Origin of the sequence: Ideonella sp., from assembly GCF_036277275.1 — a bacterium.
Classification (GTDB): domain Bacteria; phylum Pseudomonadota; class Gammaproteobacteria; order Burkholderiales; family Burkholderiaceae_C; genus Ideonella.
The window spans coordinates 32299-56827 of the sequence record NZ_DASUNH010000076.1 but is presented as its reverse complement, the minus strand read 5'-3'; the positions used below and the strand labels follow the sequence as shown (position 1 = coordinate 56827).

General features: G+C 67.6%; 23 protein-coding genes and 2 tRNA genes. 18 read left to right on the top strand and 7 right to left on the bottom strand.

From position 1 onward, the window contains the following. Window positions 1-21: 21 nt before the first annotated feature. Window positions 22-210, bottom strand: a complete 189-nt coding sequence (locus tag VFY73_RS13420; protein WP_329719480.1) for a hypothetical protein — start codon at window positions 208-210, stop codon at window positions 22-24. A 340-nt stretch (window positions 211-550) separates the two neighbouring features. Here VFY73_RS13420 and VFY73_RS13415 point away from each other — a divergent pair, with 340 nt between their 5' ends. From VFY73_RS13415 to VFY73_RS13390, 6 genes are all read left to right on the top strand, one after another. Continuing rightward, complete coding sequence (locus tag VFY73_RS13415) at window positions 551-2602, top strand: ATP-binding protein (protein ID WP_329719478.1); 2052 nt, start codon at window positions 551-553, stop codon at window positions 2600-2602. 127 nt (window positions 2603-2729) lie between these two features. Then, entirely contained in the window at window positions 2730-3191 is a 462-nt protein-coding gene (locus VFY73_RS13410) for a universal stress protein (protein ID WP_329719476.1), read from the top strand. Between the two features lie 27 nt (window positions 3192-3218). Next, a complete protein-coding gene (locus tag VFY73_RS13405; RefSeq protein WP_329719474.1) occupies window positions 3219-3668 on the top strand; it encodes a universal stress protein in 450 nt (149 codons plus the stop codon). A gap of 179 nt (window positions 3669-3847) precedes the next feature. Then, window positions 3848-4501 (top strand): polysaccharide deacetylase family protein, encoded by a 654-nt coding sequence (locus VFY73_RS13400; RefSeq protein ID WP_329719565.1) that lies wholly within the window; start codon window positions 3848-3850, stop codon window positions 4499-4501. Beyond that, the gene (locus VFY73_RS13395) at window positions 4498-5763 is read left to right on the top strand and encodes a putative glycoside hydrolase (RefSeq protein WP_414654453.1); all 1266 of its coding nucleotides are present in this window, start codon (window positions 4498-4500) and stop codon (window positions 5761-5763) included. Before VFY73_RS13400 ends, VFY73_RS13395 begins: the two co-directional genes overlap by 4 nt. Before the next feature lie 170 nt (window positions 5764-5933). Beyond that, on the top strand, window positions 5934-6356 hold the full coding sequence (locus VFY73_RS13390) for a universal stress protein (RefSeq protein ID WP_329719472.1): 423 nt from the start codon (window positions 5934-5936) through the stop codon (window positions 6354-6356). Window positions 6357-6442: 86 nt separating this feature from the next. On the opposite strand, the gene VFY73_RS13385 is transcribed toward VFY73_RS13390, so the two are convergent. After that, a complete protein-coding gene (locus VFY73_RS13385; RefSeq protein WP_329719470.1) occupies window positions 6443-7231 on the bottom strand; it encodes a Crp/Fnr family transcriptional regulator in 789 nt (262 codons plus the stop codon). 228 nt (window positions 7232-7459) lie between these two features. On the opposite strand from VFY73_RS13385, the gene VFY73_RS13380 reads away from it, so the two are divergent. After that, complete coding sequence (locus VFY73_RS13380; protein WP_329719468.1) at window positions 7460-7960, top strand: ornithine carbamoyltransferase; 501 nt, start codon at window positions 7460-7462, stop codon at window positions 7958-7960. A gap of 59 nt (window positions 7961-8019) precedes the next feature. On the opposite strand, the gene VFY73_RS13375 is transcribed toward VFY73_RS13380, so the two are convergent. Together VFY73_RS13375 and hrcA are read right to left on the bottom strand one after the other, a co-directional pair. Continuing rightward, a tRNA-Ile gene (locus VFY73_RS13375) sits at window positions 8020-8096 on the bottom strand. Window positions 8097-8144: 48 nt separating this feature from the next. Next, window positions 8145-9173, bottom strand: coding sequence for a heat-inducible transcriptional repressor HrcA (hrcA, locus tag VFY73_RS13370; RefSeq protein WP_329719466.1), 1029 nt, complete (start codon window positions 9171-9173; stop codon window positions 8145-8147). Between the two features lie 94 nt (window positions 9174-9267). Here hrcA and VFY73_RS13365 point away from each other — a divergent pair, with 94 nt between their 5' ends. The 4 genes from VFY73_RS13365 to VFY73_RS13350 all read left to right on the top strand — a co-directional run bounded on the left by VFY73_RS13365 (window position 9268) and on the right by VFY73_RS13350 (window position 13561). Then, window positions 9268-10140, top strand: coding sequence for an NAD kinase (locus VFY73_RS13365; RefSeq protein WP_329719464.1), 873 nt, complete (start codon window positions 9268-9270; stop codon window positions 10138-10140). Between the two features lie 90 nt (window positions 10141-10230). Further along, entirely contained in the window at window positions 10231-11946 is a 1716-nt protein-coding gene (recN, locus tag VFY73_RS13360) for a DNA repair protein RecN (RefSeq protein WP_329719462.1), read from the top strand. Next, window positions 11943-12860 (top strand): RNase adapter RapZ, encoded by a 918-nt coding sequence (rapZ, locus tag VFY73_RS13355; RefSeq protein WP_329719460.1) that lies wholly within the window; start codon window positions 11943-11945, stop codon window positions 12858-12860. The genes recN and rapZ overlap by 4 nt, the downstream gene beginning before the upstream one ends. Window positions 12861-12931: 71 nt before the next feature. Then, window positions 12932-13561 carry an LON peptidase substrate-binding domain-containing protein gene (locus VFY73_RS13350; protein WP_329719458.1) on the top strand — a complete coding sequence of 210 codons (630 nt, stop codon included), beginning with the start codon at window positions 12932-12934 and terminating at the stop codon, window positions 13559-13561. Here VFY73_RS13350 and mutY read toward each other — a convergent pair. The 3 genes from mutY to mutM form a co-directional block, all read right to left on the bottom strand. Next, window positions 13508-14641, bottom strand: coding sequence for an A/G-specific adenine glycosylase (gene mutY, locus VFY73_RS13345; protein WP_329719456.1), 1134 nt, complete (start codon window positions 14639-14641; stop codon window positions 13508-13510). The two genes, VFY73_RS13350 and mutY, sit on opposite strands and share 54 nt — an antisense overlap. Continuing rightward, window positions 14638-16680: a dynamin family protein gene (locus VFY73_RS13340; RefSeq protein WP_329719454.1), complete on the bottom strand. Its 2043-nt coding sequence runs from the start codon at window positions 16678-16680 to the stop codon at window positions 14638-14640. The genes mutY and VFY73_RS13340 overlap by 4 nt, the downstream gene beginning before the upstream one ends. 113 nt (window positions 16681-16793) lie before the next feature. Next, window positions 16794-17630 carry a bifunctional DNA-formamidopyrimidine glycosylase/DNA-(apurinic or apyrimidinic site) lyase gene (gene mutM / locus VFY73_RS13335; protein ID WP_329719453.1) on the bottom strand — a complete coding sequence of 279 codons (837 nt, stop codon included), beginning with the start codon at window positions 17628-17630 and terminating at the stop codon, window positions 16794-16796. 128 nt (window positions 17631-17758) lie between these two features. Here mutM and VFY73_RS13330 point away from each other — a divergent pair, with 128 nt between their 5' ends. From VFY73_RS13330 to VFY73_RS13300, 7 genes are all read left to right on the top strand, one after another. Further along, entirely contained in the window at window positions 17759-19534 is a 1776-nt protein-coding gene (locus VFY73_RS13330) for a tetratricopeptide repeat protein (protein WP_329719451.1), read from the top strand. After that, window positions 19531-20079 carry a lipoprotein insertase outer membrane protein LolB gene (locus VFY73_RS13325; RefSeq protein WP_329719449.1) on the top strand — a complete coding sequence of 183 codons (549 nt, stop codon included), beginning with the start codon at window positions 19531-19533 and terminating at the stop codon, window positions 20077-20079. The genes VFY73_RS13330 and VFY73_RS13325 overlap by 4 nt, the downstream gene beginning before the upstream one ends. 10 nt (window positions 20080-20089) lie before the next feature. Further along, window positions 20090-21007 carry a 4-(cytidine 5'-diphospho)-2-C-methyl-D-erythritol kinase gene (gene ispE, locus VFY73_RS13320; RefSeq protein WP_329719561.1) on the top strand — a complete coding sequence of 306 codons (918 nt, stop codon included), beginning with the start codon at window positions 20090-20092 and terminating at the stop codon, window positions 21005-21007. 39 nt (window positions 21008-21046) lie between these two features. After that, window positions 21047-21123, top strand: a tRNA-Gln gene (locus tag VFY73_RS13315). Window positions 21124-21241: 118 nt separating this feature from the next. Further along, window positions 21242-22204: a ribose-phosphate pyrophosphokinase gene (locus VFY73_RS13310; protein ID WP_329719447.1), complete on the top strand. Its 963-nt coding sequence runs from the start codon at window positions 21242-21244 to the stop codon at window positions 22202-22204. A 107-nt stretch (window positions 22205-22311) separates the two neighbouring features. After that, window positions 22312-22938 carry a 50S ribosomal protein L25/general stress protein Ctc gene (locus tag VFY73_RS13305; protein ID WP_329719445.1) on the top strand — a complete coding sequence of 209 codons (627 nt, stop codon included), beginning with the start codon at window positions 22312-22314 and terminating at the stop codon, window positions 22936-22938. Window positions 22939-23108: 170 nt separating this feature from the next. Beyond that, the gene (locus VFY73_RS13300; RefSeq protein WP_329719443.1) at window positions 23109-24521 is read left to right on the top strand and encodes a pre-peptidase C-terminal domain-containing protein; all 1413 of its coding nucleotides are present in this window, start codon (window positions 23109-23111) and stop codon (window positions 24519-24521) included. The last annotated feature ends 8 nt before the right edge of the window (window positions 24522-24529 follow it).

Here is a 24529-nt window from a genome sequence, read left to right as displayed (position 1 = left end):
GCGCCTGCCCGGCAAAACCGGCTAGGGCGCGGGTTCGACGGGCTTTTGTTCTTCCGCCTTGGGGTCGCGCTGCTCCGGGTGGCCCCGGTTGACGTCGCCGGGTGACTCCGGGCCGGTCTGGCCGGCTTCACCCAGGCGATGGTCCTCGGCGTCATGCTCGAGACCTCCCTGAAGACCAGGAGGAAAGTCTTGCGTCCGGCGTCCAATCATGACCAGTTCCTTGAAGCGTCCAAGTTGACGAAATGCGCAGGGGCCTCGATCCCGTTCGGGTCACAGCAAGGTAGCGCCCGGTTTCATCGCGGGGCTTGCGCCAACGCAAAGCGGCCCTTGCGAAGCGAATGAAGACGACGCGCAGGTGAGCGGCGCGCCATGTAACGAAACATTTCTTGACCGCCGTCAAACAGCGGTGGCGATGGCAACGGCAAATTGGGTCAGTCAACGGTACCCCCACATGAATGTCATTCGCCTCGTTCCGGCTCCCGGTCAAGCATCGTCCGTGGAGGCTTCGCAACTGCGCCGCCTTCGCGGCTTCTATCGGGCGTTGTCCGACATGAATCGGGCATCCATCCACTTGAAGGACCCGCGAGCGCTGTACACCACCATTTGCGACATTGCCGTCACGTCGAGCGGGGCCACGATGGCCTGGGTGGGGCTGCGGGACAAAGACCTGATCGTTCCGGTGGCGTGGAGCGAATCGGCGCGGCGATACGTCGAAGGGCTCGAGATACGTGTGCCGGAAGCCGGTGGCGAGCAGGGTGGCGGGCCGACAGCACTGGCCTTCGTCCGAGGTGCACCCTACATCTGCAACGACTACCTGGCCGACGACTGCACCAAACCGTGGCGCGCCCACGCCGACGCATTCGGCGTCAAGTCGGCGGCGGCGTTTCCGATCTTCCGCCGTGGCCAGGCCGTGGGGGCGCTCAACTTGTACTTCGATCAGGCCGGAGCCTTCGACGACGAGCAGGTCGCACTCATCGAACAGATGGTGGAAGACCTGTGTTTCGCTCTCGAGAACCTGGACCGTGAAGAAGGTCGTATCTGCGCGGAACGCCTGGCCCAGGAACGGCAACTGCAGCTGTCGAGCATCGTCGAGACGGCACTGGACGCGATCATCACGGTGAACGCACGCTTCGAGGTGGTGGTTTTCAACCGCGCGGCGGCCCAGATGTTCGGCGTCGCGCCGGAGGACGCCATCGGCCAGCCGCTGGACCGTTTCGTGCCCGTGGAATACCGCGCCGGCCACCACCAGCGCATGGTCGGCTTTGCCGCCAAGGGAGAGGTTTCCCGCTTCATGGGACGCCCCCGCGAGTTGCAGGGCCAGCGAGCCAATGGCGAGGTCTTTCCGATGGAGGCGTCGATTTCGCGGTCCGGCGAAGGCGACGGCCTGCTGATGACCGTAACCGCGCGCGACGTGACCCAGCTTCGCCAAGCCGAGAGGGCGCAGCTGGCCAGCGCCGCGGCCGAAGCCGCCAACAGCGCGAAGACCCAATTCCTGTCGCAGATCAGCCATGAGTTGCGCACCCCGTTGAACGCCGTGCTCGGCTTTGCCCAGCTGATGCGCGCGGACACGCGTGACCCCCTGGCGCCGCGGCACCAGGCACAGATCGACTTGGTGCTTCAAGCCGGCGAGCACCTGCGCACGCTGATTGACGAGATGCTCGACGTGAGTCGCATTGAATCGGGGCGTATGGCCATCGACGCGCGCGACTTCGACCTGTGTGCGCTGCTGCGCAGCGTGCTGAGCATCAGCCAACCCCAGGCCTCGCGGTACAAGGTGCGCCTGGAAGAGGCGTTTTCCCCGGCGTGCCGGTTTCAGTTGCACACCGATCCCGATCGTCTGCGGCAGGTCCTGCTGAACCTGGTGTCCAACGCGATCAAGTACAACCGGCCCGGAGGCTGGGTCCGGCTGGAGCTGGTGCGCGATGAAGCCTTCATTCACATCCTGGTGCGCGACAACGGCCTGGGCATGACCGAGCAGCAAAAGGCGCAGCTCTTCCAACCCTTCAACCGCCTGGGCCGCGAGAACACCGGCGTCGAAGGCACCGGCATCGGCCTGGTGCTCGTGCAGCAGTTGGTGACCTTGATGGGCGGTGACCTGGCGGTCGACAGCGAGCCCGACCGAGGCACCTGCGTGCGCGTCGCGCTGCCGGCAACCGACATTCGCCCACCCGGATACCCGCCCGGTCAAAGGCCGACCGGCGCACCGGCATCGTCGTCGCACGTAGCCCATCCGGTCGGCACGGTTCTCTACATCGAGGACAACCCCACCAACGCCACGATCGTGGAGCAGGTGCTCACCCGCTGGCCCGAAATCCGGCTGGTGGTCGCCCCGGACGGTGCCAGCGGCCTGGAACGTGCGCGCGACCTGCAACCCGATGTCATCCTGCTCGACATGCAGTTGCCGGACATGGCCGGTCTCGACGTGCTCAGGCGCCTGAAGGCCGATCCCGCCACGCGCAACCTGGTGGTGATCGCGTTGTCAGCCAGTGCGGTGACCGAAGACGTGGCGACCGCCCGCGAAGTCGGGGCGGTGGACTACTGGACGAAGCCGATCGACTTCGAGCGATTTCTCGAGGGCATGCGCAAGGTGCTGCCGTCGTAGTCGTGCTGCCCCGGTGGTCGTGCCCACGGCCTGGAGAGTGGGGCCGCGTCGACCAGCTTGAGATGGATCAAGCGGCCCGGTGTCAGCCGGCCGAAGAATCACGTCACAGGTTTGATTCGGAGGCCCCATGTCCATGTACAAGCGCATCCTGGTTCCCATGGATGGCAGCGACACAGCGGAGCGCGGCCTGCGGGAGGCGATCCGACTCGCCAGCGGACACGACACCCAGCTGATCCTGCTGTACGTGATCGACGATTTCCCGACGGTGCGACAACTTGCCGCCAGCGAGCCGCTGGACGATCAGATCGCGCGTCGTCGCCATGCGGCCGAGCAGATGCTCGGCAAGGGCGTTGAGCTGGCCGAGGCGGCGGATGTGGCAAGCCGCACCGAAGTGTGTACCGCGATCGTGGACGCCCCCGGCAGCATCGTTGAGACCGCCGTCAAGGCGGGGTGTGGGCTGATCGTGATCGGCACGCATGGCCGCAGCGGTGTTCGCCGTGCCGTGCTGGGCAGCGTGGCCGAGCAGGTATCGCGCCACAGCCCGATGCCCGTGATGCTGGTGCCGCCGGTCATCGAGGCCACCGCCTGAAGCAGCCACCCGAACAAGGCTCTTGCCATGTACGAAAGAATTCTCGTTCCCGTCGATGGAAGCGCCACTTCCAACCAGGGTCTTGAAGAGGCCATCAAGCTGGCCCGGTTGACCGGCGCCAAGATCAAGTTGCTGCATGTGGTGGACATGTGGGCCTTCGCCGCCACGCCGTACGCCGGCATGGCGTTGTCGCCCGAGATCCTGGCGCAACTCAAAGAGGGTGGCCAGGCCACGCTCGATGCGGCCAAAGCGTGCGTGGAAGCGGCCGGTCGCAGTGCCGACACGCAACTGTTCGACAACATCTCCGGCCGGGTGTGTGACGTCGTCGTGGCCGAGGCCAAGCGATGGAAAGCGGACCTGATCGTCATCGGCACCCACGGCCGCCGCGGCATCGGCAGGCTGTTCATCGGCAGCGATGCCGAGCAGATCCTGCGCCTGGCGCCCGTGCCGGTGTTGCTCGTGCGCGGCAAGGAGTGACCGCACACCGCACAGCGCCGGGGCGCAACGCCGAACGGCCGACTGGCAGTCGCCGCCGCCTTCTTGCGCTGCTGGGCGCCGCCGCCGTGGCCAGGCCCTTGGCGGCCGCCGCGGCGCCACCCTCGCCCCGCGTTCCGGTGCTCGTCTATCATCGGTTCGCTGCATCGGTGGTGGACAGCATGACGGTGCGCGAATCCACCTTCGCCGCGCATCTGCGTGTGCTGCAGAACCTGCGCTGCACCGTCATCCCCCTGGCTGACGTGGTCAGCTGGCGAAACGGCGGGGGCCAGTTGCCGCCGCGGGCCGTGGCGCTGACGGCCGACGATGCGCATCGCAGCCAGGCCGAGGTGATGGCACCGATGCTGCGCGACACCGGATGGCCGGTCACGCTGTTCGTCTATCCGTCCGCCGTCTCGAACGCGGCCTACGCGATGACGTGGGACCAACTGGCGGCGCTGCGGGCCGGCGGCGGCTACCGCATCGAATCGCACACCTACTGGCACCCTCACCTGCTGCGCGAACGCCGCGCCCGCACGCCGGCCGACTTCGAGCGCTTCGCCACCCAACAGCTGGTGATGAGCCGAGACCGCTTGCGCGACCGGCTGGGCGTCTCGCCCACGCTGCTGGCCTGGCCCTTCGGCATGACCGACGCCGGCCTGATGTTGCTGGCCAGCCGGTTGGGCTACGAAGCCTCGTTTGCGCTCGGCAACCGCCACGTGTCGCGCCAGGATGACCTGCAAGCCCTGCCTCGCCACCTGATGACCGACGCGGTAGACGCCGAACGCCTGACCGGTCTGCTCGAACAGGCTTTCTCCACCGACCAAGACCGATGACCTACCGCTTTGCAGCGATCGCGCGCCACATGACCGCCCTCGCCTTCGCACTGGCCTGCACCGCCGTGTCGGCGCTCGAAGGCCGGGTGGTCGATTCGACCACCGGCGAGCCGATCGCGCGAGCGCGCGTCGTTGCCGGCACCCAATGGGCAGTGACGAACGAGCAGGGCAGCTTCGACCTGCCCGGCGCGGCGGCCACGTTGTCGGCCCGGGCCCCTGGTTACCGACGCGAGTTGCGCGCCGTATTGCCCGGCCAGAGCGGGCTGCGCATCGCGCTGACGCCGTTCCACCCAAAGGCGCTGTACCTCTCGGCTTACGGCATCGGCGATGCGGGCCTGCGCAACGCCGCGCTGGCGCTGGCCGACAACACCGAGGTGAATGCACTGGTGATCGACATCAAGGGCGACCGCAGCATCGTGCCCTACCCGAGCGCCGCTTACGCCGCGGCCGGCCTCGGCGCCCAGACCCCCATCACCGTGCGCGACATGGCGTCGATGGTCGAGCAGTTGCATGCCCGCGGGCTGTACCTGATCGCCCGCATCGTCGTGTTCAAGGACGACCGGCTCGCGAATGCGCGCCCCGAATGGGCGGTGCGCAACGCCAGCGGCGCGGTCTGGAGCGACCGTGAAGACCTGGCGTGGATCGACCCTTTCCGCACCGAGGCCTGGGACTTCAGCCTCGACGTGGCCGAAGAGGCCGCACGCCTGGGCTTCGACGAGGTGCAGTTCGACTACGTGCGCTTTCCCGATGCCACGGGCCTGCGCTTCTCGCAAGCCGACGACGAACCGGGCCGCATCGCCGCGATCAACGGCTTTCTCGACGGTGCACGCAATCGGCTCATGCTCTACAACGTCGCCATCGCGGCCGACGTGTTCGGCTACATCTGTTGGAACGAGAACGACACCCGCATCGGGCAGCAGCTGGAGGCCATCATCCGTCACGTGGATGTGCTGTCACCGATGCTCTACCCGTCGGGCTTCAGCTTCGGCATCCCCGGTTACACGCAGCCGGTGGCCGCGCCGTACGAGATCGTGCACCGTTCATTGCTGCGTGCGATCCAGCGCACCAAGGTCAGCGGCGTGCGCTTTCGGCCCTGGTTGCAAGCCTTTCGCGATTACGCTTTCGACCGCCGTGAGTTCGACGCCGACGAGATCCGGGCACAGATCGATGCGGCCGAAGCCGCGGGGACCGATGGGTGGATGTTGTGGAACGCGCACAACCAGTACAACCCGGCTGGCTTGAAACCCGCGGCACCCCGTTGAGCCTTCCATCCAGGCCACCACGTCGGGCCCGGACAGGCTCGATCCGGTCCAGCGCGACCGGGCCGGCCCCTCACAGGCATGGCCGGGCTGTCATTTGACTTTTCTCAATTCCGGCGGCCTCCCAGTCTGCACGATGGCCGCATGTACAACCTGCAAGCCGAGGAGCCGTCGTGAAGATTCTTTTGGCCGTTGATGGCAGCCTCACCACCCAGCGCATGCTGGCTTACATCGCGGCGCATGACGAATTGCTCGGACCCGACCATGCCTACACGGCCCTGACCGTGGTGGCGCCGACGTCCGCCCATGCCTCTACGCTGCTTCCTCAAGACACCATCGACAGTTGGTACGAGAGCGACGGCGAGGCGATCCTGGCGCCGGTGCGCAAGTTCGCGGCCCAGAACCACTGGTCGCTCGAAACGCGGATGGACGTGGGCCACCCCGGCGACGTGATCGCCAAGGTCGCCCAGGAGGGCAGGTTCGACCTGGTGGTGATGGGCACGCACGGACACTCGGCACTCGTGAATGCCGTGCTGGGATCGGTGGCTACCCGCGTACTCGCCCGCCTGCGCTTGCCCGTTCTGCTCGTGCCCTGACACGGGCGCGGGCCGAGACGAGGCCGGCGCCATCAACGCGCTGGGGGACGGGCGACACGGCTCTCGCCAGCGTGACGCCGGGGGTTTTACTGCAGCACCGGGGTGGTGGTCGGCGCCAAGCATCCCTGGATGAACTCGCTCAGCGCATCGACCTCGGGGATGTGGATGTCGCGGCGGCCCTTTTCGACGAAGTGGATCAGCTTGTCGCGCGCCAGCTTGGACAGCGCGCGGCTCACGGTTTCCAGCGTCATGCCGAGGTAGTTGCCGATCTCGGCACGGGTCATCCGCAGCGTGATCTGGTCGGTGCGCAGGCCGCGCTTGGCCAGCGACTCGGCCCAGTAGCGCAGGAAGTCTGCCACCCGCGCGTCGGCCGGCAGCGTGCAGACCGACATCAGCGAGTCCCGGTCGCGGGCGATTTCGCGGCTCATCGCCTCGTGCAGCACCGTCAGCAGCGCCGGCTTTGAGGCACAGGCGGCAAGCAGCGCGTCGTAGCGAACGATCCAGACCTCGCCGACGTCCATCGCGACCGCGTCGCACGAGTACTGGTTGTTGGCGATGCCGTCGAAGCCCAACCAGTCGCCGCGAAACTTCAGGCCAACGACCTGCTCACGCCCGTCGGGCGACAGCGTGACGATCTTGAAGAAGCCCGAGTTCAGGATGAAGAGGTTGCCGAAGCGCTCGCCCGCCTGGTAGATGACGTCGCCGGCATGCACCACCCGGCGCTGGGGTGCCAGCGTGTCATTCAGCAGCTTCAACGTATCGGCCGTGGCCTGGCTCGCGCGCTGGTTGGCGCCGGCATCGCTCTGCGGCAGCCGAATCGTGGCAGCCAGGGCAGACAGGGTTGGGGCGCGGTGCGGCGTGGCAGTGCTGAGCATGTGGACTCCTGGCAGGTGGCAGTGTGGGCGATGAATGAATGCTAGGCAGCGCCCGACAACGGCATATCAACCGCCGGCGTCGCTCGGTAACGCAGCGTGAACGCCGTATGTCAGCTTCGTATCACCACGAATCGAACCGCCGGGGCTTGACCGGCATCAATGCCAGGCCTCGTTGCGGCCCTAGGCTTCACTCCAGATTCCCGCCACCCAGATCGCCCCGCTCACGCCATGCGCCCGCCCCTCCCGATCGGCCACGCCGACGCCGCGCAGCCAGCGCGACTCGACCACCAGGCGCTGCTCGATACGGCTCACCTGTTGCAGCGCGCTGCCCAGACCGGGGAGCCGCGGCCAATGCTGCGCGGCAAGAAACTGGGGCTGCTGCGCGGTACCGACGACATGGATGACGCCCTGCGCTTCTGCAATGCCGCTCACGAACTCGGCGCCCACGTGGCGCCGATCCGATCGGCCTTCACGCCCGACAGCACGCCGAGCGAGGTGCAGGACACGGCACGCATGCTGGGGCGGCTGTACGACGCCGTCGAGTGCCAGGGCTTGCCGCCGTCGCTGGTGGACCAGCTGGCGCGTACAGCGGGCATTCCGGTGTACGACGGACTGGCATTGCCGTCACACGCCAGTGCCGAGCTCGCATGGCGACTCGCTGGCGACGCGCCCATGGCCGACAAGCGGCACTATCTGATACAGGCGGTGCTGCTGGCGACGATGACCTGAACGGTCTGGATCCGGTGCTCGATATGAGCACCCGCTCGCCCGCAATAACGCATGAAGACTGGTAGGCCGTGCTGGGCTCGAACCAGCGACCAAAGGATTATGAGTCCTCTGCTCTAACCAACTGAGCTAACGGCCCGTCGTTCGCGCAAGAGCGTGATTCTAGGTGGCGACAGCCGTCTCGACCCTAGCGCTGCGACAACGCATGGCCGACCAGACGCGACGTGATGTCGACGATCTGGATCATGCGGTCGTAGGCCATGCGCGTCGGGCCGATGACACCGAGCGTGCCGACGACCTGGCCGTCGACTTCGTACGGCGCCGACACCACCGACAGCTCTTCGAACGGCACGACGCGGCTTTCGCCACCGATGAAGATGCGCACACCCTCGGCGCGGCTGGAGGTGTCGAGCAAACGCATCAGCTGCGTCTTCTGCTCGAACAGGTCGAAGAGTTTGCGCAAGGAGCCCATGTCGTGGCCGAAGTCCTGCACGCCCAGCAGGTTGCGCTCGCCGCTGACGACAACCTGGTCCTGGTTCTCTTCCATCGCATCGGTGCCCAGTTGCACCGCCGCCTGCATCAGGCCGGCGATCTCGCCGCGCAACGCGTCGATCTCGCCTTTCAGCCGCTCGCGCACCTCCTCGATCGTCAGGCCGGCGTAGTGCGCGTTCAGGTAGTTGCTGGCTTCGACCAGCTCGCTCTGGGTCGGGTCGTGGGCCGTGAAGATGACGCGGTTCTGCACGTCGCCGTCCGGTGCCACCAGGATCACCAGCACCCGCTTTTCGCCCAGGCGAAGGAACTCGATGTGGCGGAACACGCTGGGCTTCTTCGGCGCGGTCACCACGCCGACGAAGCTGGACAGGTTGGACAGCAGCTGCGCCGCCTGCGCGATCACACGCTGCGGCTGGTCGGGGTGCAGTTGGTCGCGCGCGGCCACCAGGTCGGGCGGGGTCTGGCTCAGGTCGAGCGCACGGGTCGTCAGCATCGTGTCGACGAAAAGCCGGTAACCACGCGCGGTCGGAATGCGGCCGGCCGAGGTATGCGGGCTGACGATCAGGCCCAGTTCTTCGAGATCGGCCATCACGTTGCGGATGGTCGCCGGCGACAGCTCGAGCCCCGATGCTTTGGACAGCGTGCGCGAGCCCACCGGCTGGCCGTCGGCGATGTACCGTTCAACCAGGGTCTTCAGCAGGGATCTTGAGCGCTCGTCGAGCATGAAATCATTGTACGGACAGGGGGCCTTGGTCACCCTGTCGCGCGAAAGCCCCTGTGGTGTAATTCTTCGCACCCTCTTGAACCAGACCAGGGCCATGCCCAATCGCTTTCGCCACGCTGCGTTGATAGGCAAGTACCAGGCCCAGGGCATCCGCCCGATGCTGCAAAGCCTCGCCGAGTTCCTGATCCGCCAAGGCATGGAGGTGTCTGTCGAGCGCGAAACCGCCTTGAACACCGACTGGGCCGACCACGGGGCGTGGACGGCCGCCGAACTCGGCGAGCGCTGCGACATCGCGGTGGTCGTCGGCGGCGATGGCACGATGCTCGGCATCGCGCGCGAACTCGCCTTCTACAACCTGCCATTGGTCGGCATCAACCAGGGCCGGCTCGGTTTCATCACCGACATCCGCGCGGCCGACTGGGCCGAAGCGCTGGGCCCGATGATGCAAGGCGACTACGAGGAAGAACGCCGCGCGATGATCGAAGGCGAGGTCTGGCGCGACGGCGAGAACATCTTCGAAGGCCTGTCGCTGAACGACGTGGTGGTCAGCCGCGGCAACACCGCGAGCATGGTCGAGCTTCGCATCGACGTCGGCGACGAATTCGTCGCCAACATCCGCGCCGACGGCCTGATCATCGCGTCGCCCACCGGCTCGACGGCGTATGCGCTGTCGGCCGGCGGCCCGATCCTGCACCCGGCCATCGCCGGCTGGGTGATGCTGCCGATCGCCTCGCACACCTTGTCCAACCGGCCAATCGTGCTGCCCGACGGGCAGGACGTGACCGTCACCATCGTCGCCGGCCGCGACTGCAGCGCCAATTTCGACATGCACCGCCTGGCCAGCCTGCTGCATGGCGACCAGGTGCGGGTGCGCCGCTCGGCCCAGACCGTGCGCTTTCTGCACCCGCGCGGCTGGAGCTACTACGCCACGCTGCGGCGCAAGCTGCGCTGGTACGAAGGCGTGTGATGACAGCCCCCAGGTCGCTTCGCGCCCGCCCCCCGAGGGGGTGCTCAGCCGCCTTGGGGCGGCCCGGCGCCGTCTGACTTTCTTCCTCCCATGCTCAAGAGCCTCACCCTCAAGGATTTCGTCATCGTCAGCGCGCTGGACGTCGAATTCGACGCCGGCTTCTCGGTGCTGACCGGCGAAACCGGCGCCGGCAAATCGATCCTGATCGACGCGTTGCAGCTGGCGCTCGGCGCGCGCGCAGAAAACCATGTCGTGCGTGACGGCGCCGCCCGGGCCGAGATCACCGCCGCGTTCGATCTGCCGCCGACGCTTTCCGGCTGGCTGGACGAGGCCGGTTTCGACAGCGCCGACGGCACGCTGCTGCTGCGCCGCATCGTCGACGCCAAGGGCGGCAGCCGGGGCTTCATCAACGGCAGCGCCGCCACCGCCGCCCAGCTGCGCGAGGTGGCCGACCACCTGATCGACATCCACGGCCAGCACGCATGGCAAGGGCTGACACGGCCCGCCTCCGTACGTGCACTGCTCGACGAACAGGCGGGCGTCGACACCCGCCCGATGGTCGCTGCCTTCGACCACTGGCGGGCCGCCAGCCAGACGTTGGACGCTGCCCGCACCCGCCAAGGTGAACTGGCGAGCGAACGAGAACGGCTGCAGTGGCAAATCGGTGAGCTCGAGCGGCTGGCGCCCGGCGACGACGAATGGCCGGAGCTGAACACCGAACACCAACGCCTGGCCCATGCGCAAGCCCTGCTGGACGGCGCCGGCCAGGCCGCGCGTGCGGTGTCGGGCGATGACGACGACAACGCGTCGCGCCGCGTGGCCCGGGCGCTGGCGGCGCTCGAAGGCGTAGCCGAGTACGACCCGCGGCTCGCGCCGGTGCTCGAGGTGCTGCAGGGCGCGCAAGCCCAACTGGAAGACGCGGCCCACACGCTGAACGCCTACCTGTCGCGCACCGAGCTGGACCCTGCCCGCCTGGCCGAGCTGGACAACCGCATGTCCGCGTGGCTGAGCCTGGCGCGCCGCTACCGCCGCCCACCCGAAACGCTGGCCGCGTTGCTGGCCGAGTGGCGGGCCTCGCTGCAGGTGCTGGACGAGGCCGCCGACCTGGCCGGGCTGGAGCAACGCGTCGCCGACGCGCGCACGGCCTGGCACAAGGAGGCCAAGGCCGTCAGCGCTGCGCGCCACAAGGCCGCCAAACCGCTGGCGCAGCGCGTCACAGAAGCGATGCAGCAGTTGGGCATGGCCGGCGGCCGTTTCGAAGTCGCCCTGAGTACCATCGACGAGCCACAGTCATTCGGCCTGGAAACCATCGAATTCCTCGTCGCAGGCCATGCCGGCAGCGCGCCGCGGCCGCTGGGCAAGGTCGCGTCGGGCGGTGAGCTGTCACGCCTGGCGCTCGCCATTGCGGTGACCACGGCGCAGTCGCGCCAGGCTGGTGCGAACGCACCCAGCAGCCCGGCCACGCTGATCTTCGACGAGATCGACTCCGGCGTCGGCGGCACGGTCGCCGATTCCGTCGGCCGGTTGATGAAGCAGTTGGGGCGCAGCGCGCAGGTGCTGGCAGTGACCCACCTGCCGCAGGTCGCCGCCTGTGCCGATTGCCACTTCGTCGTCGCCAAGGCCACCGAACGTGGCCAGACGCTGAGCCAGATCGCACCTGTGCATGGCGAGGTCCGCGTGGCCGAGGTGGCACGCATGCTGGGCGGCGACCGCCAGTCCGGCACCAGCCTGGCCCACGCGCAAGAGCTGATCCAGCGGGCGGTGCACGAGACGCCGCGCGCAGCCCGCGCGAAGCCTTCGCCATGAGCGATTCCGAAACCCCCGCTGCGGCGGCCCCTGAAGCAGCGCCCGACACGCGCGAGGTCGTGCTGGTCACCGGTATCTCCGGCTCCGGCAAATCGGTGGCGTTGCATGCGCTGGAAGACGCCGGCTATTTCTGCGTCGACAACCTGCCACCCGAGCTGCTGCGCGAGTTCATCCGCGTCGAAAGCGGCCACGGCGTGCGCCGCATGGCGATTGCGGTCGATGTCCGCACCGCCGGCTCGTTGCCACATCTGCTGCCGGTGCTGGACCAGTTGCGCGCCGAGGGCGTCGGCGTGCGCAGCGTGTTCCTCAACGCCAGCACCGAGGCGCTGGTCAAGCGTTTCTCGGAAACGCGCCGCCCCCACCCGCTGAGCGCGCCCAACCATGAGGGCGATCCGCACCGCGCCCTGGTCGAAGCAATCGAGCTCGAGCAGCAGTTGATGGCCGAACTGCGGGAGCGCTCCACCGTGCTGGACACCTCGCAGCTGCGCCCGGCCCAGCTGCGGCTGTGGCTGCGCGAGCTGGTCAACGCCACCAGCAGCCGGCTGACGCTGGTTTTCGAATCATTCGCCTTCAAGCACGGCGTGCCGCTGGATGCCGACCTGGTGTTCGACGTGCGGGTGCTGCCGAACCCCTTCTACATCCGCGAGCTGCGGCCATTGACAGGGCGTGACGAACCGGTGGCGACCTACCTGCAGGAACAGCCCGAAGTCGGCGAGATGCTGACGCAGATCGAGGGCTTCGTGCGACGCTGGTTGCCCTCGTTCGAGCAGGACCAGCGCAGCTACCTGACCGTATGCATCGGCTGCACCGGCGGTCAGCACCGCTCGGTCTATTTTGTCGAACAGCTGGCCAAGCGCTTTGCGGGCCGCGTGGCCACGCTGCGCCGCCACCGCGAGCTGGATGAACGTGTATGAGCCCCGCACGGCCGCCCGAAGGGGCTCATTCCCTCCCGGAGGGACAGGGCCGCAGGCCCAAGGGTGCACCGATGACCTTGGCCCAGGCGCCTGACCCGCTGGCGCTGTTTCCGCTGCGCACCGTGTTGTTTCCCGGTGGCCGGCTGCCGTTGAAGGTGTTCGAGGCGCGTTACCTCGACCTCGTGTCCAGCTGCATGCGCGAGCAGCAGCCCTTCGGCGTCGTGTGCCTGTTGCAGGGCGGCGAGGTGCGCAGGCCGGGTGGTGCCGCAGTCACCACCCGCTTCGAGCCGATGGGCGTGCTGGCACACCTGGTGGAGGTCGATGCGATGAGCCCCGGCGTGCTGAAGGTGCGCTGCGCCGGCGGCGCTCGCTTTCAATGGACCACTCTGCAAGAAAACCGCGACGGCCTGTGGCAAGCCAATGGCGTGACGCTGTTGCCGGACGACCCGCCCGAGCCTCCTGGCGAGCGCTTTGCCGACGCGGTGCAGGCGCTGCAGCGTGCCTACGCAGCGCTCGCCCAGCGGCCCGAAGCCGATCTGCCCGAAGAGCAGCACTTTGACGATGCCGGCTGGGTGGCCAACCGCTGGTGCGAGCTGCTGCCGGTGCCGCTGGCCGCGCGCCAGCAGCTGATGGCCTTGACCGATCCGCTACAGCGGCTCGGTTTGGTCGACGAGTTCCTGCGCAGCAAACAGCTGATCTGAACGGCCCAGCAGTCGCGTGACTGGCGCGGGCAGGCCGAACGCGGCCAACTCGCGACGCTCGACCCATCGGCCGTCCGGCCAACGCTCTTTCAGCGCCGCTTCTCGCTGCGCGCTGGTCGGCATGCGGTGCTGAACCGGCTGCAGCAGCAAATCCAGGTGGGTCAGCACATGGGTGAAGCCCGGCAGCACCTCGCTCGTGCCCGGCCAGCCGCTCAGCGCCTGCCACAGGTCGTCGCTCGAATCGAACTCAGGCAGCGACCACAGCCCGGCCCAGATGCCCGTTGCCGGGCGCCGCACCAGCCATACCTGGTCACCCTGCGTCAGCCACAGCAACATGATGGCGCGCTGGCCACGCTTGAGCTTGCGGGTCTTGACGGGGTAGTCCTCAGGCCGGCCTTCACGCTTGGCGACGCAGTCGTCGGTCAGGGGGCAAGCCGTGCAACGTGGTGCACGCTGCGAGCACAGCGTCGCACCCAGGTCCATCAAGCCTTGTGTGTAGGCCACCATGCCGTCAGGCGCGGGCAGCAGCGCTTCGGCCCGCGCCCACAGCACCTTCTCGTGGCGCGCCTGGGCCAGGTCGTCACCAAAACCGAGGGCGCGCGTCAGCACCCGCTTGACGTTGCCATCGAGGATGGCGACACGTTCGTCAAAACAGAAGGCGGCAATCGCCGCAGCCGTCGAGCGGCCGATGCCGGGCAAGGTGGCCAGCAGCTGCGCGCTGCGCGGAAACTCACCGCCGTGCTCGGCCACCACCGCCTGCGCGCAGCGGTGCAGGTTGCGCGCCCGGCTGTAGTAGCCCAAACCCGCCCACAGCGCCAGCACGTCGTCAGCCGGCGCAGCTGCGAGCGCAGCCACATCGGGGAAGCGTTCGAGAAAGCGCTGGTAGTAGCCCAGCACCGTGCTGACCTGCGTCTGCTGCAGCATGATCTCCGACAGCCAGACCCGGTAGGGATCGCGTGTCTGCTGCCAGGGCAAAGCATGGCGACCATGCCGCCGCTGCCAGGCAATCACGCGCTCGGCCAGCGGGGCGGCTGGCACGGCGACAGGCTCAGGCTTGCCGCTGTTGCGGCCGGCGGTCACGGCAGTGCCAGGCCATCGGCTTGCAGCATTGCCTCGCCACCGGACACGGTGTCGACCGCGTCGGGGGACGCCTCGGCCACTTCCGGGCCTCGTTCGGCGCGCTGGCGCAATTCGCCAGCCTGCACATAGGCCCGATCGATCAGCTCCATCAGGCGCGCGTCTTGGGTCTCCACTTCGGACAACCGTTGCTCGAGTTCGCCAGTGGCCTGCTGGATCCGCTCAAGCGCTTCGCGGCGGCGCTTCAGGCTCTTGCGGCGATCGCGGAACTGGCCATCGATCTGCTGCGAGGCCATCTGGTTCCAGGTCTCGACCTCGGAGCAGGCGTTGTCGAACACGACGCGCAGCTTGGACATCAGCATGCGTTGGAACTGCTCGGAGAACGCCGAGCCGTTCATGCGGATCGCGCGGGTGACGCTGAAATAGCGGCTGTAGCCACGTTCGATCAGCTGCAGCTCTTCGCGAAACGAGGCCAGATCGGGCGGCGGCGTCAGCGCGAGTGAAAAGCCGAACTCGCTGTTGAGCTGGCTGAACGAGGCCTGCAGCATCTGGTTGATCTCGGCGCACTGGTGGGCCGACTTGTCGATCTGGCTGATCAGCCCCGTGCACAAGGCCTCGAAGGCCGAGCGAGCGCGCAGGTTGAACCAGCTGGTGCCCAACGTCGCCTGCAGGCTGGCCACCGCTTCGCGCAAGCGATCGGACGACAGTGCGTGCAAGGCCTCGCGCAGCATGCGCAGGTGCACCGTGCGCAGCGCGGCCAGGCGCGAGGTGCAGCGCTCGAACTCGACCGAGTCGGCCTGCACCCGCGTCAGCATCTGCGTCACGCGGCCGCCGCTCTTGCCGCGCAGGCTGCGCAGCTCCAGCATCTGCTCGGCGTTGGCGCGGCGCTGGTCGCGCAGGCGGCGCGTCGCATGCTCCAGCAGCGATTGCACGCCACTGATCACCGCCTTGGCCAGCACGATCTGCCGCTGCGGCAGCAGATCGGCGTTCAGCGCGGCTTCCAGTGCCGGCAGCCGGCTCTCGGCCAGGCCCGCATCGTCACCCGCCAGGCGCGCGGCCAATGCCTGCCGGGCCGAAACCGGGAACACCCGGTCACGGCCCACGCCCAGCGTATTGGCGGTCTCGACGCATTGGCGCTCGATCGCACGCTCCCGCTCGGCCGGCGTGGCCAGCGGGTCGGCCAGCGTATCGACCTTGTTCAGCACCACGAAGCTGGCCAGGCCCTGGCCACCGAGGTGGTCATTCCAGATGTCCAGGTCGGAACGGGTGACACCGGTGTCCGCGCCCAGCACGAACAACGCCGCGTGGGCGCTCGGCAGCAGGCCGAGCGTCAGTTCGGGCTCGGCACCGATCGCGTTCAGGCCCGGCGTGTCGACGACGACCAGGCCGCGCTGCAGCAGTGGGTGCGGATAGTTGATGATCGCGTGGCGCCAGGACGGCACTTCGACGCGACCGTCGGGCTGCACCGGAGGGTTGTCCGAGGCGTTGGTGTCGGACCACAACCCGAGGCTGCGCGCCTCGTCGATCGACACCAGCTGCGTCGCGGTGACTTCGTTCAGCGCGCGGGCCAGTCCCGGCATGTCGCTCGGGTCCAGCGACAGGCGCTTCCAGCGTTCACGTTGGGCGCGCCAATCGGACAGCGAAGCGGCCTCGCGCCGGGTGGCGATCGGCAGCAGGTCCAGGGTCGGCAGCTCGTGCGCGTCCCATGACAACTCGACCGGGCACATCGTCGTGCGGCCCGGCGTGGCCGGCAGCACGCGCCGGCCGGCATCGGCAAAGAAGATCGCGTTGATCAGCTCGCTCTTGCCGCGCGAGAACTCGGCGACGAAGGCGATCACCAGCTTGTCGCTGGCCAGCCGTTGGCGCAACGCCAGCGACGCGTTGGAAGCGACCGGATCCAACAAGTCGCTCTGGGACAGAAAGCCTTCCAGCGTCGCCAGGTCGCGCTCGAGCGCCAGGCGCCAATCGGCGAGCGCATCCAGCCCGGGCACCAGAAAAGGCTGCATCGCGAGCTGGCGCTCGGCCGCGTGGGTCAGGTGCATGGTGGTGGCGTTCAGATCGGGCCGTACATGTAAGCAAATGTGGCCACGCTGCCGGGGCAGCGCGCGGCGGACGGGAATCCTAGCAAAGCCCTTCGGTCGTGCCGTTACGCTTTTCAGCGGCGCTGGCAGCCGGGGCAGAAATATGTCGCACGCTGACCCTGCACGATGCGACGGATGGTGCCACCGCAGCGCGCGCAGGTCTCGCCCCCGCGGCCATAGACACGTGCCTGGCCCTGGTACTGGCCCACTTCGCCGTGCGCATTGCGAAAGTCGCGCAGCGTCGAGCCGCCGGCGGCGATGGCCTCGGCCAGCACCTGCTGCACCGCGGCGTGCAGCTTCGCGGCCCGTGCAGGGCCGATGCGGGTGCATGGCGTGCGCGGGTCGATCCCGGCCTGCCACAACGCATCGCTCGCGTAGATGTTGCCCGCGCCGACCACCAGCTCACCCGACAGCAACGCCAGCTTGACGGCGGTGCGCCGTCCCTGCAGCGAAACGTGCAGGGCCTCGGCCGTCCAGGCCGGATCGAATGGTTCGGGCCCGAGCCGGGCCAGCAGCGTGGCCGCAGGTGCCACGTCCAACCCGTCCGACCACACCACCGCACCAAAACGGCGCGGGTCGGTCAGCCGCAACAGCCCTTGGTCGGTCACCAGCTCGGCGTGGTCGTGCTTGCCGCTTGGGCCCAGGCTGGCGCCGAACGCCAGCGAACCGGACATGCCCAGGTGCCACAGCAAGCCACCCGCCGCGCCGCTGGTGCTCGCTTCGTGCAACAAGGGCAACCAGAGGTATTTGCCGCGCCGGCCGACCGCGCCGACACGCAAGCCGACCAGTTCTTCGGGCTCCACGCCCAAGGGCCAGCGAAGCGGTTTGCCCATCCGCAGCGCGAGGATGCGGGCGCCTTCGATCCCGCCAACGCTGCGACGTGTGACTTCGACCTCAGGCAGTTCTGGCATCGGGGAATTATCCGGGCGGGCGGCACTCCTAGAATCGAACTCGCTCTCTCGGAGATTCGATGCTGCCTCGTCATGCCCGCGCCCGGTCGGGCCGTTCCGCCCCGCTTTTTCCGTCACCCCCTACCCGCTTGGTCCTGGCCGCGCTGCTGGCCAGCCTGCTGGGCGCGACGGCGCTGGCCGCCGAGCCCGAGAAGGCAGCCGACACCAAAGGAGCCGAATCTGCCAATTCGGCGATGGACGGCTCGGTTTTCCTCGATGTGCTGGCCGCCGAGATGGAGGCCCAGAACGGTGACCTGGGCGAAGCATTCGGCCGCATGGTGGTGACCGCGCGCCGCACCCGCGACGAGGGCCTGTTCCAACGTGCCGTCGAATTGGCCGCCCAGGCGCGTGCCGGTGACAAGGCTCTGGCGGCGGTCAAGCTCTGGCGCAACACGCTGCCGGAATCTTCGAGCGCCTTGCGCACGCAGCTGCAGTTGCTGGTCGCGCTGGACAAGCCCGGTGAACTGAGCGAGCCGATCCGCACCCTGATCGAGCGCGAGCCGGTGATGGATCGCCCGGGCACCATTGCGTCGCTGCCGCGTTTTCTCAATTCGCTGGCCGACAAGCGCCGCGCGCTGGCGATCACCGAGCAGGCCCTGTCGCCGTACGCCAATGCAGCGCCAACGCGAACCGCCGTGCGCACGGCGCTGGGCCGCATGGCACTGGCCGCGGATCAGCCGGAGGCCGCGTTGTCGCAGGCCCGCCGCGCGCTGGCCGAAGAGCCGTCGGCTCCCGGGCCGGTGTTGCTGGCGCTGGAGCTGATGCCCAAGAACCCGGCCGCCGAAGCGCTGGTGCAGGGCTATCTGGCACGCAGTGACGCCTTGCCTCCGGTTCGCCTGGCGTATGCCCGGGCGCTGGATCAACAGCAGCGCATCGGCGAAGCCGCCGTCCAGCTGCGTGAGGTGGTCGCCAAACAACCGGATCAGCCCGCCGCCTGGCTCAGCCTGGGCGCCTACATGGTCGACCTGCGCGAGTCGGACGAAGCGATCCGCTCGCTGGACCGGTTCCTGAATCTGACACGCAACCTGGCGCCGACCGACAAGGGCGGCGAAGGCGGTCAAGACGGCGAAGAAGGCGACGACAAGCACGACCTTCAGGGCATGATCGAGCTGGCCTATCTGCTGCAGGCCCAGGCGCACCAGCAACGCGGCGACGCCCGCGCTGCCGGCCAGTGGCTGGACAAGATCGAACCCTCGCGCGTGGACATGCCCACGCTGACCCGCCGCGCCAGCCTGATGGCCCATGCCGGCCAGCTGGCCCAGGCCCGCGCGCTGGTGCGCGACGCCCCGGCCCGCGACCAGCCCGACGCCCGCACCCGCCTGCTCGCCGAGGCCCAGGTGCTGCGAGACCAGCGCCACTGGGCCGAAGCCTACGAGCTGTTGTTGGGGGGGCTGCGGCAGGAACCCGAAGACACCACGCTGATGTACGAACTGGCGATGGTGGCCGACCGGCTGAACCGCCACGACGACATGGAAGCGCTGTTGCGCCGCGTGATCGCGCTGAAGCCTGACGACCACCATGCGCACAACGCGCTGGGCTATTCGCTGGCCGATCGGAACATCCGTCTCGAAGAAGCGCTGGGGCTGGTGCAAAAGGCCGCCAAGCTGGCCCCGCACGACCCCTTCATCGTCGACAGCCTGGGCTGGGTGGAGTACCGACTGGGCCACCGTGAAGAAGCGCTGAAGCTGCTGCGTCGCTCTCACCTGGCGCGTCCGCACGTCGAGGTGGCCGCCCATCTGGGCGAGCTGCTGTGGGTCACCGGTCAGCGCGACGAAGCGCTGCGCATCTGGCGCGAGGGCCGCGCCCGCGAAGCCGACAACGACGTGCTGCAGGAAACACTGACGCGGCTGCAGGTCAAGTTGTGACGCTGCGCCGCTGGGTGCGGGCCGCCATCGGCGTGATGGCGGTTGCCACGATGGTCGGCTGCGCCAGCGTTGTGCGGACGCCGAGCGACCAGCCGCTGCTGAGTGGCCGCCTGCTGGTCAAGGTCGCCGCCATCGGCGAGCAACCGGCGCAGTCACACAATGCGGCCTTCGAGCTGAGCGGCGACGAGCACCAGGGCCAGATGCGCTTGCTGGGGCCGTTGGGCGCGCAGGTGGCACTGGCACGCTGGGACAGGAACCGCGCCTCGCTACAGGACAGCCAAGGCGAGCGCGACTTTCCCGACCTGCAAACCATGACCGGCGAGGCGCTGGGCGAGCCGATCCCGTTGGGCGCCTTGATGCAGTGGCTGCAGGGCCGGCCCTGGGCCGGCGCCCCGCACCGGCCGTTGGCATCGGCCACGCCGGGCTTCGTCCAGCTCGGCTGGTCCGTCGACCTGGCCCGCTGGGCCGACGGCGCCTTGGTCGAAGCCACCCGGCTCGACCCGCCGGGCGTCATCGTCCGGGCGAAGCTCGATCGCAACCCCTGACACCATGCCCCTGAACGCGCTGTACGACCTGCCCGCCCCGGCCAAGCTGAACCTGTTCCTGCATGTGATCGGCCGCCGCGCCGACGGTTATCACCTGCTGCAATCAGTCTTCAGCTTGATCGACTGGGCCGACACGTTGCACCTGGAGCGTCGCGCCGACGGCCGACTGCAACGCCACGACCTGGGCGTGGCGCTGCCTCCTGAAGACCTGTGTCTGAAGGCTGCCCGCGCCTTGCGGGCCGAAAGCGGCTGCACGCTGGGCGTCGACATCTCGATCGACAAATCGGTGCCTTGGGGTGCCGGGCTGGGCGGCGGCAGCTCCGACGCGGCCACCGTGCTGATCGGCCTGAACCGCCTGTGGGATCTGAAGTGGCCGCGCGAGCGGCTGCTCGCCCTGGGCGAGCGGCTCGGCGCCGACGTGCCGTTCTTCATTGGCGGCCGCACCGCGTTCGTCGAAGGCATCGGCGAACAACTGACGCCTGTGACGATGGCGCCGCAGCACTACGCGGTGCTGAAGCCGGCTGCGGCGATCCCGACTGCAGCAATTTTTTCCAGCCCTTTGATGACACGTGATACCGAAGCTGCTATAGTCAAGGGCTTTCTTGCAGACGCTGAAGCATTGGTTCGGCGCGAAGCTGGCGGGGCAGACAAAACGTCGGGCCTTGCCGGTTTCCCGGGCCACAACGACCTGCAGCGCGCCGCCGAGGCCTTGTGCCCGGAGGTCGCCGAAGTGGGTCGCTGGCTTCAAGCTCGGTTCGGCAACAGCCGGATGACGGGCTCTGGCAGCGCGGTGTACGCAAGAGCCGGCGCAGGCGAACGGCCTGTGGCGACCATGCAGGAGGGCCGACTTGAAAGTTGGCCCGAAGGCTGGGTCGGGCGAATGTGCCGGAGCCTGGATGTGCACCCGCTGGCCGGGTGGCTGGGCTGAAAGGTTTCAAGGGGACGGCCTCCAAGCCGTTTCCTGTGTAGGGGAGTCGCCAAGTTGGTTAAGGCATCGGATTTTGATTCCGACATGCGAGGGTTCGAGTCCTTCCTCCCCTGCCAAATTTCTTGCTCTGAGACGGCGTGTTGATCGACACGCCGTCCTCGTCTGAAGACCGCACACCCGCCGTCCGCTTTCGCGCCCATCCTCCCAAGCCCGCCTGCCCACCGGAGTTCCCTCGTGCTGTTCAACACCGTGCTCTTCACCGGCAATGCCAACCCGGTGTTGGCCCAGGAAATGGCAACCCATCTGGGGGCCGAATTGGGCAAGGCATCGGTCGGGCGGTTTTCCGACGGTGAAGTCACCGTCGAGATCCAGCAGAACGTTCGCGCCCGCGACGTGTTCGTCGTCCAGTCGACCTGCGCACCGACGAACGAGAACCTGATGGAGCTGCTGATCATGGTCGATGCGTTGAAGCGCGCCAGCGCGCGCCGCATCACCGCCGTGATCCCCTACTTCGGCTACGCGCGACAAGACCGCCGCCCGCGCTCGACCCGGGTGCCGATCTCGGCCAAGGTCGTCGCCAACCTGCTGGAGACCGTCGGCGTCGAACGCGTGCTGACGATGGACCTGCACGCCGACCAGATCCAGGGCTTCTTCGACATCCCGGTCGACAACATCTACGCCTCGCCCGTCCTGCTGACCGACCTGAAGGCCAAGGCCTACCGCGACCTGGTGGTCGTCAGCCCCGACGTCGGTGGCGTGGTGCGCGCCCGTGCGCTGGCCAAGCAGCTGGGTTGCGACCTGGCGATCATCGACAAGCGCCGCCCGAAGGCCAACGTGTCCGAAGTGATGCACGTGATCGGCGAGATCGATGGCCGCAACTGCGTGATCATGGACGACATGATCGACACCGCCGGCACGCTGGTCAAAGCGGCCGAGGTGCTGAAGGACCGCGGCGCCAAGAGCGTCTACGCCTACTGCACGCACGCGGTGTTCTCCGGCCCGGCGATCGAGCGCATCAAGAGCTCGCACCTGGACGAGGTCGTCATCACCAACACGATTCCGCTGTCGGATGCCGGCAAGGCTTGCCCGAAGATCCGCCAGCTGTCGGTCGCCTTCCTGTTCGCCGAAACCATCCGCCGCATTTCGGACGGCGAATCGGTGACCTCGATGTTCGCCGAGCAGAACAACAACTTCTGAAGACCGCCGGGCCCTCGGGCTCGACGGTCTTTTTCGTCGACGGCGCTTTGCCGTCATTCAAATGGGGCGCATCTGGTCGCGGACGCCCCGACTCATTGGAGAGTGTCATGGAATTCGTCGCTTTCGAGCGCAGCAAGCAGGGGACCGGAGCGAGCCGCCGCCTGCGTCATTCGGGCAAGGTGCCTGGCATCGTTTTCGGTGCCGGCGAACCCGCAATGATCGAGCTGGATCACAACGCGCTGTACTTCGCACTGAAGAAGGAAGCCTTCCACTCCTCCATCCTCGAGATGGAACTGGCCGGCAAGAAGCAGAAGGTGCTGCTGCGTGACTTCCAGATGCACCCCTGGAAGCAGCAAGTGCTGCACGTCGACTTCCAACGTGTCGACGAGACCACTCGCCTGCGCAAGAAGGTGCCGCTGCACTTCTCGGGCGAAGAGAACTCGATCGCCGTGAAGACCGACAAGTGCCTGGTCAGCCACGTGGCCACCGAGATCGAAATCGAGTGCCTGGCGGTTCAGCTGCCCGAGTTCGTGTCGGTCGACCTGTCGGGCCTGGTCAAGGGCAAGAGCCTGCACGTGTCGGACCTGACGCTGCCCGAAGGCATCAAGGCGGTCAAGCACGGCACCCAGAACCCGGTGGTCGTGGCCGTGACCGAGCCGAAGGTCGAGGAAGAAGTCGTGGCCGCGCCCGCAGCGCCTGTCGACGACAAGAAGAAGGGCAAGGGCAAGAAGTGATCGATCGGACCCTTGGGTCCGGCCAATCTTCACTTTTCATCATCAAACCCCGCCTCGGCGGGGTTTTTTGTTTCCGCTGGACGCACTTTTTAGGAGTTAGTCCGAGGCGAGATCGGAAGCCACTGCCTAGCATCGGTTCACTGTTTTCCCAACCCACAAAAGAGGAGCTCATGCAAAAGCAAAACCACCATCTCCGTACCGCCCTGGCCGCCGCCGCGCTGGTCCTGGTCGGCACACAAGCCACCGCCGCCACCGAACGCGCCCCGATGCCGCGTATCGCGTTGGCCGAAGCCGGCGTTTCCGGCCAACGCGCGATCGACGCGCTGGGCTCGAACCTGGATGCCGTCGCCGCCCACTACCACAAGACCCCGCAGGCCCTGCGCGACATGCTGTTGCGCGACCCGATGGTTCGCCTGGACCGTCACGGCAAGCTGTACGTGGTCGAAGAAATGGATGGCCCGCTGCCGTCCGACGGCAAGGAGTTCGTCGAAGGCACCGCTCCGGCCCCGCTGGCCGACAGCTTCACGCTGCACAGCCGCCCGGGCGCCAAGCGCACGATCTACCTGGACTTCAACGGCGCCGTGCTTCAGAACACCGCCTGGAACAGCAACGGCAACACGATCAATGCCGTGGCCTTCGACATCGACGGCAACGTCAACTCGTTCTCGGCCGCCGAACTCGAACGCATCCAGTACATCTGGCAGCGCGTGGCCGAAGATTTCGCCCCGTTCGACATCGACGTGACGACCGAGCAGCCGTCCGCTGACAAGCTGACCCGCTCCAGCGAAGCCGACGACGTCTTCGGCACCACCGCGCTGATCACCAACCACAATGGCGTCTACAACTGCTCGTGCGGCGGCGTGGCCTACGTCGGCATCTACGACAACGTCGGCGACTACTACAAGCCCGCGCTGGTGTTCTGGGACATGCTTGGCTCGAGCGAGAAGAACGTCGCCGAAGCGACCTCGCACGAAGTTGGCCACAACCTGGGCCTGAGCCATGACGGCACTTCGCAAGTCGGCTACTACACCGGCCACGGCGACGGCGCCACCGGTTGGGCGCCGATCATGGGCGTGGGCTACTACAAGAACACTGTCCAATGGAGCCAGGGTGAATACTCCGACGCCAACAACAAGGAAGACGACTTCGTCGTGGCCGGCAACAACGGCGGCCCGCTGCGCAAGGACGACCACGGCAACGGCATCACGAAGGCTACTGCGCTGACGACCTCGCCGTCCGGCAACAACGTCAACCTGTCCGGCAATGGCGTCATCAGCACCCGCAAGGACAAGGACGTCTTCTCGTTCTCGGCCAAGGCCGGCGCGGGCACGATCACCGTGACGCCGGACACCCGCTCGGCCAACCTCGACGTGGCGGTGAAGATCATGAAGGCCGACGGCACCGTGCTCGCCAAGGCCAAGCCTGCCGACCAGCTGGGTGCCACCGTGACGTTCACGCTGCCGGCCGCCGGCAAGTACTACGTCTCGATCGACGGCATCGGCTACCTGACCCCCACCAACGGCTACAGCGACTACGGCAGCCTGGGCCAGTACGCGATCACGGGCACCGTTCCGGCGCCCTGAGATTCGCG